The organism is Novosphingobium sp. CCH12-A3 (genome assembly GCF_001556015.1).
GTDB classification, from domain to species: domain Bacteria; phylum Pseudomonadota; class Alphaproteobacteria; order Sphingomonadales; family Sphingomonadaceae; genus Novosphingobium; species Novosphingobium subterraneum.
Genome location: NZ_LSIA01000065.1, coordinates 1 through 9761, shown reverse-complemented (window position 1 = coordinate 9761; position 9761 = coordinate 1). Strand labels below are relative to the sequence as shown.

At 62.1% G+C, this 9761-nt stretch carries 7 protein-coding genes; all 7 read right to left on the bottom strand.

Annotation, left to right across the window (positions count from 1 at the left end; genetic code table 11):
- Nucleotides 1-499 precede the first annotated feature (499 nt).
- The gene (locus tag AX703_RS04725) at nt 500-1186 is read right to left on the bottom strand and encodes a FadR/GntR family transcriptional regulator (protein ID WP_039335572.1); all 687 of its coding nucleotides are present in this window, start codon (nt 1184-1186) and stop codon (nt 500-502) included.
- Complete coding sequence (locus AX703_RS04720; RefSeq protein ID WP_197423618.1) at nt 1183-1911, bottom strand: AraC family transcriptional regulator; 729 nt, start codon at nt 1909-1911, stop codon at nt 1183-1185. The genes AX703_RS04725 and AX703_RS04720 overlap by 4 nt, the downstream gene beginning before the upstream one ends.
- A gap of 79 nt (nt 1912-1990) precedes the next feature.
- Entirely contained in the window at nt 1991-3199 is a 1209-nt protein-coding gene (locus AX703_RS04715) for an MFS transporter (RefSeq protein WP_082734412.1), read from the bottom strand.
- A gap of 86 nt (nt 3200-3285) precedes the next feature.
- On the bottom strand, nt 3286-4689 hold the full coding sequence (locus tag AX703_RS04710) for an FAD-binding oxidoreductase (protein ID WP_062342994.1): 1404 nt from the start codon (nt 4687-4689) through the stop codon (nt 3286-3288).
- Nucleotides 4690-4691: 2 nt separating this feature from the next.
- Nucleotides 4692-6872 (bottom strand): TonB-dependent receptor, encoded by a 2181-nt coding sequence (locus AX703_RS04705; RefSeq protein WP_062342992.1) that lies wholly within the window; start codon nt 6870-6872, stop codon nt 4692-4694.
- Between the two features lie 125 nt (nt 6873-6997).
- Nucleotides 6998-7771 carry an SDR family NAD(P)-dependent oxidoreductase gene (locus AX703_RS04700; RefSeq protein ID WP_062342990.1) on the bottom strand — a complete coding sequence of 258 codons (774 nt, stop codon included), beginning with the start codon at nt 7769-7771 and terminating at the stop codon, nt 6998-7000.
- 10 nt (nt 7772-7781) lie between these two features.
- Entirely contained in the window at nt 7782-9266 is a 1485-nt protein-coding gene (locus AX703_RS04695) for a carboxylesterase/lipase family protein (protein ID WP_062342998.1), read from the bottom strand.
- Nucleotides 9267-9761: the final 495 nt, after the last annotated feature.

Genomic DNA, 9761 nt, shown 5'->3' with positions numbered 1-9761 from the left:
GAACAATACTACGCTACGGCACCCCAAGCGACTCTCCCGCGGAGCGGGTTCGTGCTTTGGTGGACCGTTGCCGTCCGCGGCGATCCCGACGAACGGTGGGTTTGAACCAAAGCTATCGTTTGCTCACGCCTCGAACAGGATCGAGAAGTGGGAAGGGTTAGAAGCGGATCGTCCCATCCCGCGCCGCGCCCTCATCGCACGGTTGGAGTGGTACAATCGAGCCTCATCGTGAAACCCAAGAGGTGTGTTCCATACCGCTGACAAGTCCTTCGCCCACCTGTGCAAGCCAAAGCAACTGGCCCTCGGGGGGGAGTCGTGTGGTGGATCCGCCCATCTCAGGGCGTTCACTTCCACGCCATCGATGACACGCTGGCCCTCAAACTGATAGCAACCAGCGGTCGGGCGCTCTCGCAAAGGCCGAAAACAATACTCAGCCTGTAGCCTTGCCCAGAAAAATCATGAAGGGTGGAATCAGTGCCTTGTACCTGACGTCTCGCAATCAGGATTCTTGTCTGAACAGGTCGCCGATCGACCGGGCGAAATGGGATTCCATCGCCACGCGCGCCAGTTCCGGATCCCGGGCGGCAATTGCTTCAGCAACCTCCCGATGCAGCACAAGAGATTCTTCGCGGTCCTCAGAGGTCACTCGTCCTGCCCAAGCCTTGGGTATCGCCACGAGCATCATCTGCTCGAACGACCGGACAATCTGGAAGAACAGCTGGTTGCCGCTGGCAAGAGCGATCAATTGGTGGAAGCGGGTGTCGGCCCGGGTTCTTTCGTTCTCGTCACGAAAATGCTCAAGTTCACGTGCCGCCCTCAGGATCTGCGATGCCTGCTCGTCGGAACGGTTGGCAGCGGCAAGTTCGGCCGTGCGAAGTTCCAGCGTGCGCCGTACGTCCCAAACGTCGACCAGAGAGACCTGAGCCGTGGAAACCGCGTGACCGATGGAGGCGGCCATGACCGAACCGTCGATCGCCGCGACGCGCGCGCGGCGGCCATTCCCCACGTCGATCATCTTCAAGGCTGCTAGAGCGTGAAATGCCTCACGCATCACCGGACGACTGACGCCCAGTTCTGCTGCAAACGCGCCTTCGGCGGGGAGCGCATCGCCGACCTTCAGGCCATGCGCCCGGATGTATTCGCGCACAGCTTCGGCCGCGCTGTCAACCAATGTGCCGGCCTTCATGCTGCAATCCCCTGGCGGCGCAGTTCAGACGGGGCAATGCCATAGCGGCGGTTGAACGCGCGGGTGAACGACGCGTTGTTGAGATAGGAACACCGGTACGCGATTGTGGAAACCGGCAGCTGCGAAGACAACAACATTTGCCGTGCCTCCGCCAATCTGCGCTCCGTCAGGGCCTGAGCAATCGTCGTGCCGTAAATTTCATGGAAGCCGCGCACGAGCTTGTCACGGTTGATGCCGGCGATCCGCGCAAGCTGAGCAATTGTCAGTTTCTCGTGCCAGCTTTGATCGAGAGACCGCCGTGCCATCGCGATCCGCGCGACGTCCAGTTCGCTGAATCCGCTGTCGCGCTCCACCGGGACCAGCGTCGCCCCGTCTTCGAAAGCCACATGGATCTGACACAGGAGTTCGATACTGCGGGCAAGGCGCAGCGTGGTTGCCGCCTCGCCAGTAGCCTCACAGTGGATGATCGAATTTGCCAAGGCCAGAAGCCTGCTGGGCAAATGCCATGTTGCTGCCTTTTGCGGCCTTGCCTCAAAAAGTCGCTCACAGGCCGAGGCTGCGACGAAGAACACGAGAACCGAATCCTCGATCTCCCCCTCTGCCAGCGCTTCGCGGTAATGCAGCAGGTCCGACTTGCCCTCGCCACCGCACCGGAACAGGTAGGCGATCCATCCCTCGGGTAGCCGGGTATCAGGGCAGACCCCCTGCCCCACCAGCGTGATCATTTCGTGCGAGACGTGGACCTGCTCTTTCATGGCGAACTCCTCGGAGTCGACATAACCTATATGATAGGTTTTGCAACAGCTATCTTACAGGTGGCGGCGCCCGGTGTCGCGCGATGATGAACCCCGCACATCCCGTAGCGCTTGCCCCGAAGCCGAGTATCGCCAGCCCTAGGCCGATCCGCCCTTCCCCGCCCAGCGCAGTGCTGACGACGGTCACGAGCGTCGGCGCCATGCCGAAGGCGACCAGACCGCCCAGTGCCATGAACACCCCGATCGCCAGCCCGCGCAGGTCGTTGGGCAGGAGGACTGCAAGCGTGGTGGCGGTCACCAGGCCGGTAATCGTGCCGCCAAGCAGCAACAAGAAGATCAATGCGGCAAACACGCCGGTATCTGGTGCGATCGGGAAAAAGGCTGCAGGCAGGGCGAGCAGGGAACCGAAAACGGCACCAGTAAGGATGCCCCCGCGCCGACCGCTGCGCAGTCCCGCGTCGGCAGCGAAACCGCCTGCGAGGGAGCCGAGAATACCGGCCCCGAAGATCACGGCGCCCAACCAGCTGCCAAACTCCTGGGGCGATGCTGCGTAAGTGCGGGACAGGACAGGTGCTGCCCAGACCGCCGCTGCCGCATCGGCCATCATCACGCCGATCTGGCCAAGGAACAAGGGGGCGAGAAAACGTCGATACGCCGCCAGCTCGCGCAGAGTCTCGCTCACCGAGCGGCCTGCAGCGGCCGCCATTTCCTGTCGCAAAGGTTCACGCAATCGCGCCAGTGGCAACAGCAGAACGACGCTCAGTACGCCAACCGCCAAGTGAGCGCTGCGCCAGGCCGAAAGGCCAGCGCATCCCCCGTGAGCGAGAAAGTGTCCGAGCAGCCACCCTCCCAGTGAAAAGGCGAGCGCCGTTCCAGCGTACTTGCCAACGGTCAGCAGCAGCAGCGAACGGCCACGGTTGGCAGGCAGGCTGAAATCCGATGCGAGGGAAATGGCAATGGTCGTCGAAACGCTCGCGCCCACGCCGCCCAGCATTCTTGCGGTGAAGAGGACCGGCATGCTCTCGGCAACCGCTGTCAACAGCGTGCCGGTGGTCCAGGCCACCGCCGTCCACAACAGGAGCCTAACTCGGTTTCCACGATCAACTATCAGGCCAACCGGCACCGCGAGAATGGCCAAGGGAATGGACACCGCCAGCCCGCTCAGCAGGCTGAGCTGGAAATCGCTCAGCGCCAGTTCCGCCTTTGCCTGCTCCTGCACCGCACTGAACAGGCCCATGGCCATGTTGCCGGTGGCCATGGCCACTGCAAGCGCGAGCAGCGCGATCCGGTGTCGTGGCCGGGCCGGATGGAAGGAACGTTCGGCTGGCCCAGACAATGCCTCGGTCACAGGGTAAAGATCTTCCCGGGGTTCAGCAGGTTCTGCGGATCGAACGCACGCTTTATCAGGCGCATCTGCTCCACTGCATTGCCGAGTTCGGCGACTAGCCAGTCCTGTTTACCGAGGCCTATGCCATGTTCGCCTGTGCAAGTGCCGTCCATGGCAAGCGCGCGCTCGACAAGCCTTCGATTGATGGCTTCAACCTCGACAAGCTCATCCGGAGCATCCGGATCCAGCGAGAACACCACGTGGAAGTTCCCGTCGCCAACGTGTCCCAGGATCGTTGCCGGCACACTGGCCTGCGATAGGTCCTTTTGCGTCTCGAGCATGCACTCGGCGAGGCGGCTCATCGGCACGCAGACGTCCGTTGCCCAGCCCACCGCTCCCTGCCGCAGGTTTATCGCCGCATAATAGGCTTCATGGCGCGCCCGCCACAGGCGCGAACGCTCCTCCGGCTTGTCGGACCATGCAAAGTCGCCACCGCCGTTGGCACTTGCGAGTGCCTCGACGGTCGCGACCTGTTCGGCGACATGCGCCCGTGTGCCGTGGAACTCGAAGAAGAGCGTTGGTGCTTCGGGATAGTCGAGCTTCGACCAGCGGTTCACGGCCCGCATCTGCAGAGCGTCGAGAATTTCGACGCGTGCCAGCGGGACGCTGCAATAGATCGATTGGACGACCGTCTCGACCGCACCTTCCAGCGTCGCAAAGCTGCACACCGCAGAGGAAATGGCCTCGGGGATGGCGTGGAGACGCAGGTTGATCTCGGTAATGATACCGAGCGTGCCCTCTGAACCCACATACAGGCGAGTGAGATCGTAACCCGCTGCGGATTTGCGAGCCCGTCTTGCGGTACGGATCACCTCGCCCTGCGGGGTGACAACCTCAAGACCCAGTACCGCGTCCTTCATCGTTCCATAGCGCACAGCATTCGTGCCCGATGCCCGGGTCGAGGCCATGCCGCCGATCGTGGCGTTGGCGCCCGGATCGATGGGAAAGAACAGGCCCTGGTCGCGCAAGTGCTGGTTGAGCTCTTCGCGCCGCACCCCTGGCTGGACGACGCAATCGAAATCGGCAGCGTTGACCGCGATGATCCGGTTCATCCGCGACATGTCGAGCGAGACGCCCCCGAAGGGTGCCGCGGCGTTGCCTTCGATGGACGTCCCTGCGCCGAACGGCACTATGGGAACATTTGCCGCTGCACAGAACCGCACCAGATCGATGACGTCCTGCTTGTCCTGCGCAAATACCACTGCGTCGGGCACCATCTTTACGAAATGGGATTCGCTCGATCCATGCTGCTCGCGGATCGCCTGTCCGGTCTGGAGTTGATCGCCAAAGCGTTCTTCCAGTCCGGACAGGAACCCGTCAGGCGGTGGGCGTCGCCCTTCGAATGAAGTGACCTCGGTCATCTTCAGAACTTCATGCCAATACGGATACCGTAGCGTCTTGCATCGCCCATGATCCCGAGGTCCGATGCCGGGAGCCCTGCGAGCTGCAAAGTGGTGCGTTCGATGTAGCTTTCCCAATAGCCCTTGTTGAACAGGTTGCTGGCGAATGCAGAAACCTCGATCGGACCGGCGCGGTAGGTGGCCGATGCTCCGACCAGCCAATACCCGTCGAGCGTCGTCGGGGTGGTCTGGTTCAGGGTCGCGGCGAGGCGCTTGCCCTTGCCCGTCAGATTGGCGCCGAGAACGAACTGGTCCTTGCCGAGATCGATGGTGTAATCCGTCGCCAGATTGGCGGACCAGTCAGGTTGGAAGGTCAGGCGGTCCGAGGCGAGGCGCCGTCCGGTCGTCTGCGTGTAGGCCGAGGTGTCGGTAAGCCGCGCGTGCATCAGGGTAAGCCCGCCACGGATCGACCAAGCCGGCACCGGACGCACGAAACCTTCCAGTTCAATGCCGTAGCTTTCGACGTTGCCAGTGTTGAGATCCACCGTGACAAGCCCGCCACCGGCCGCCGGCGCAATCGAATTGAGGCCGATGTAATCCTTGTAATCGTTGTAGAATACCGCCCCGGACATACCGCTGCTGCCATCGGCCGCAGCATATTTGGCACCAAGTTCGTAAGTCCAGGCGCTGTCGCCGCGATACGTGCGGGTGGGAGCCGTGGGCGCATTGAAGCCGCCGCCGCGATAGCCGCGCGCGACCGATGCATAAGTCATCAGCGAAGACGACCAGTTGCGCTTGACCGTCAGCTTGGGCTGCCATTCGTCGGACTTGATGCGCGCTGCGGGCAACGCGCCGCCTGTCGAACCAAGCGGGCCGAGCACTGTGATTATCGACCCATTGGCGACACGGTTTTCATGATCATAGCGCAGGCCCAGTGCGACTTCCCAGTCGCTGTTCGGCTTCCAGAACACCGTGCCGAAAGCCGCGTACGTGTCCGCTCGCGTCGAGTTGATCGTGTTCCGGACCACCGCAAATGGGAGGCGCGTGAAGGCCGGGAACAGCGTCGTCGCGTCAACACCGTCAGCTTCTTCGCGGCTGTAAAACACGCCAACCAATGTCGAAAGGGTCGAGGAGATGTCGCTGTCGAGGCGCATTTCCACCGTCTTGGTGCGCAGTTCGTCGCCGCCCTTCGCCCGCGCGAAGTCGCCCGGGCCGAAGTCCACATCACTTTCGACGTTGGTTGCCGAACGCGCATCCCACGCGCCGATCAGGGTCAGTCTGCTCGACAACGCATCGATTGGCACCGCAAGCCTGGCGTTCACGCCGCGGTACTTGTACTTGACCTGGTTGAGTGTGTTGAAGGTCAGATCGCGCGAGTGGGCCTGCGGTCCGCTGACGCGCGAGTAGGGAATGTTGACCGAGTCAATCCAGTCGTAATAGCCGTTCACGGTCAATTCGGCGACGCCCGGTGTAAACCGCAGCGTTGCGTTGACGGAGTCACTGTTGAGCGGGTTGCCATCCTTCTTGAGCAGCGTGTTGCGGGCAAACCCGTCCTGCTGCTGGTGCGATGCGGCAATGCGGACCGAGAGCAGATCTCGGAGCAGGGGTGACGATACCGAACCGGCCGCGATGAACTGGTTGTCGGGCCCGGCATAGCTGGCGCTCGCCCGCACCGAGAGGTCGTTGCCCGGCTGTCGGGTGATCACGTTGATCGCGCCGCCCAAGGTGTTCTTGCCGTAGAGCGTTCCCTGCGGTCCGCGCAGTACTTCGATGCGCTCGACGTCGACCAGGGGATTGTTGAGGTACGCGGTGTTGGGCCGATAGATGCCGTCGACGAACAGGCCGACACCGGGCTGGACCGACTGGACAAGGGTGACACCAACGCCACGAATGGCCACGAACGCACGCCCCGCGCCGTCGCTGTTGATATTGAGACCGGGCGAAAGAACCGCTGCTTCGCGAACCGAGTTAAGCCCGCGCTCAGCCAGAACATCGCCCGTGATTGCCGTGACGGCAGCCGGGACGTCCTTGATCGTCTCTGCCCGCTTGCGGGCCGTGACCACAATCGAGGCATCGGCTGCGATTTCAGCCGAACCTTCGCCAGCGGCAGTCCCAGCAGCTTGCGTCTGCCCATGTGCCTGGACCGGGCCAAGCGCCGAAACGGCTGCGGTACCTGCAAGAATGGCGTAGCGAAGTGAAAGCATGTCGAGGTCCTCTGCCTGTCCTGTCTCTTTTCTCTGCGACCTGTATGACAGCCTTCAGACCTATATGAAAGGTTTTCGGACTGTGCCGATCGTCAGACAGGCTTTGCACGACGACGCCATGGCGCTCACCAGCAGGTATAGCCCCCATCGGCGATGACGATGCTTCCAGTCAGCAAAGAGGCCATGTCGGAAGCAAGAAACAGCACGACTGCCGCTACCTCCGCAGGTTCGCCCAAGCGCCCTTGGGGAGTGCCGTCGATCCAACGGCGGTACGTTTCCCCGGACTTGTCGGCAAAAGCGTTGAGCGGCGTTGCTATGTAGGTCGGAGCAACGGCGTTCACGCGCACGCCCCGGTTCGCCCATTCTGCCGCCAGGCTGCGCGTGAGCTGGTGCACGGCGGCCTTCGATGCATTGTAATAGCTTTGCGGCTGCGGGCGATTGACGATGAACCCGCTCATCGACCCGACGTTGACGATGCTGCCGCAACCTGCATCGAGCATGTGCCGGCCGAAAGCCCGGGCGCACCAGAAGCTCCCGTTGAGATTCACATCGAGCACGTTCAACCAGTGCTCGTCGGCAACATCCTCGGCAGGCGTGTCGCTCCGCGCGATACCGGCATTGTTCACAAGAACGTCGATGCGCCCTTCGCGCGCAAGCATGGCATCTGCTGCCTGCTGCACGGCAAGCGAGTTGGTCACATCCAACTCGCAACCTGTCGCTTGGATACCCACCTCGCGCAGTGCATCAAGACCTTGCTGCAGCCTCTGGCGGTCCAGATCCGCAATCGTCACGCGAGCCCCGGCTTCACCCAGCGCATGCGCGCTGGCAAGGCCAATGCCCTGTGCACCGCCCGTAACAAAGGCGGTTCGGCCATCCAGCCGCAGCTTTTCAAGGTACATGCGATCTCTCTCAATCTCGAAGGAAATGAGCTGCCGCCATCGGTGGTTCGACGTTCGTGTCTCCCGCTGCCAACTGATAGACCAACCGGTCCCCGTTCCAGTGGCGCCAAGGCACAGTCCCATCAGTCGCAAAGTTCACCCAGATCGAATGAATCCTGTCGGCAAGTTCGCTCGGCGGCGCTTCGCCAACCAGGCCTGCAGGTCCTGTCGCGATATCGAGGGTCTTGAACACGAAGGGAAGCTCGATCCCATGACAGGCGCCAAGTTCGCCGCTGCAAGCGGGCGAGCGCCATTCCATCTCGTACATGTGGGTTCGACCACGATGGGCGGACGCATACTGACGCGCAGGCCAACGAAAGACGAGGTCCGACATCGCGCGAGTCATCGCGACACCGGGGCGCACTCCTTTCTGCCCCCATCCGTAGGCCTTGAGCGCCCGGCGGGCATTCGGCAGCGACCGCGAGAGCAACCACCATGCCAGCGGGCCGGGGATCTTGTCGCGCACCGCGGTTGGCACAAAATAGAGGTTCATCTCCTCGGCGTTCGTGCCGATCATGATCTCGATTTCTGCGCCGGCTCCCTGCCGCAAAGCTTCGATCGGCTTCAGCGGGAGCACATCGTCGCCCCAGACCGGAATGAAGCGACTGATGCCGAAGACCGGCTCGAAGCCGTCACTGTCACGCAGGTCGATGGATGCCGGCTTGGCGACCTTTTCCAGCGCAGCCATTGCGGAAACGTGCGAAACACTGCGAAAGCCATCTGCATCGGGTGAAACCCCCAGCAATCGAGCGAGCTTGCGCACGAGTCGCTGTGCAACCGGGATAGCCCGGACCATCGCGCCATGCCCGCTCTGAATGATCGCGCGCCTGAACAGGCCTTTTGCCAGAGGCGACGTTACCAGGTTCGCAATTGCCATTGCCCCGGCACTTTCGCCAAATGCGGTCACGTTCGAAGGGTCGCCACCAAAGGCAGCAATGTTGTTCTTCACCCAACGCAACGCGAACAGCATGTCGCGCAGCCCAAGATTGGTCGGTGCGCCGGGGACTGGAAGGAACCCGTCAATGCCCATGCGGTAGTTTATCGCGACGCAAATGACACCCGATTGAGCGAATGCGGTGCCGTCACTGATCGGAGCATCCTTGCTGCCGACGACAAAGCCGCCGCCATGGACCCAGAACATCACCGGTGCATCCTTGGCGTTATCAGGTGCCCAGAGGTTCAGACGCAGGTAATCGCCGTCACTGCCGTCGCTGCCGGTCCCTACCAGCGGCACGACATCAAGGTTCGGGAACGGACGCACCGTGTGAGGGGCTGTCGGTCCGCGCTCGCTGGCATCGCGCACCTGGGTCCAGCCTGCCGGACATGTCGGTAATTCGAAACGGGTTGGCGGAGCAGCATATGGCAGACCCAGATAAGTCGCTACGCCATCATTAATGCGTCCCCGAACCGGTCCGGACTTGGTCATGACGACAGGTGTGTAAGTCTTGCTGGTCATCGCGGCATTGTGCGTCTTGCAGGCGGCGGACTCCACCGGTTTCGGTGTGCCGATCGACAGAAGGGTTATGCCATTACCGAAGCGAGACTGCCGGACAAATCGGGCCTACTTTCGCACCCGCAGGTCCATAAAGGTCATCCGCATGAAGCAGTGAGCCAGCTGGACGGCGGCATGAACGCCCGGCACACGACGAGGCAGGAGACCAGAAGCACCGAATGATGGCGCGCAGACAGAACACGATCGTCGCCACGACCACCGGCTACTTCGAACCCAGGCGAACCGATATCCGCCCCACCAGGATTCCGGGAACATTCGCCGGTACCGTCGACCTTTGCAATCTTACGGTGACGAAGCATCGGGGACCAGCACCAGTAGGAACTGCGATCCTGCCGCCTGCACCGAGTCGATGTAATGGGCGTCGGCCGGAACTCATAAGCAGTCCGAAGCAAAGGCGTTGGATCGATATGATGGCATCGAAAGAATGCGATGGTGTGG

What these genes read in the sequence shown, in the direction of transcription:
- AX703_RS04725 (WP_039335572.1), bottom strand. Translation starts at nt 1,186, where the DNA reads ATGAAGGCCGGCACATTGGTTGACAGCGCGGCCGAAGCTGTGCGCGAA.
- AX703_RS04720 (WP_197423618.1), bottom strand. Translation starts at nt 1,911, where the DNA reads ATGATCACGCTGGTGGGGCAGGGGGTCTGCCCTGATACCCGGCTACCC.
- AX703_RS04715 (WP_082734412.1), bottom strand. Translation starts at nt 3,199, where the DNA reads ATGGCCACCGGCAACATGGCCATGGGCCTGTTCAGTGCGGTGCAGGAG.
- AX703_RS04710 (WP_062342994.1), bottom strand. Translation starts at nt 4,689, where the DNA reads ATGACCGAGGTCACTTCATTCGAAGGGCGACGCCCACCGCCTGACGGG.
- AX703_RS04705 (WP_062342992.1), bottom strand. Translation starts at nt 6,872, where the DNA reads ATGCTTTCACTTCGCTACGCCATTCTTGCAGGTACCGCAGCCGTTTCG.
- AX703_RS04700 (WP_062342990.1), bottom strand. Translation starts at nt 7,771, where the DNA reads ATGTACCTTGAAAAGCTGCGGCTGGATGGCCGAACCGCCTTTGTTACG.
- AX703_RS04695 (WP_062342998.1), bottom strand. Translation starts at nt 9,266, where the DNA reads ATGACCAGCAAGACTTACACACCTGTCGTCATGACCAAGTCCGGACCG.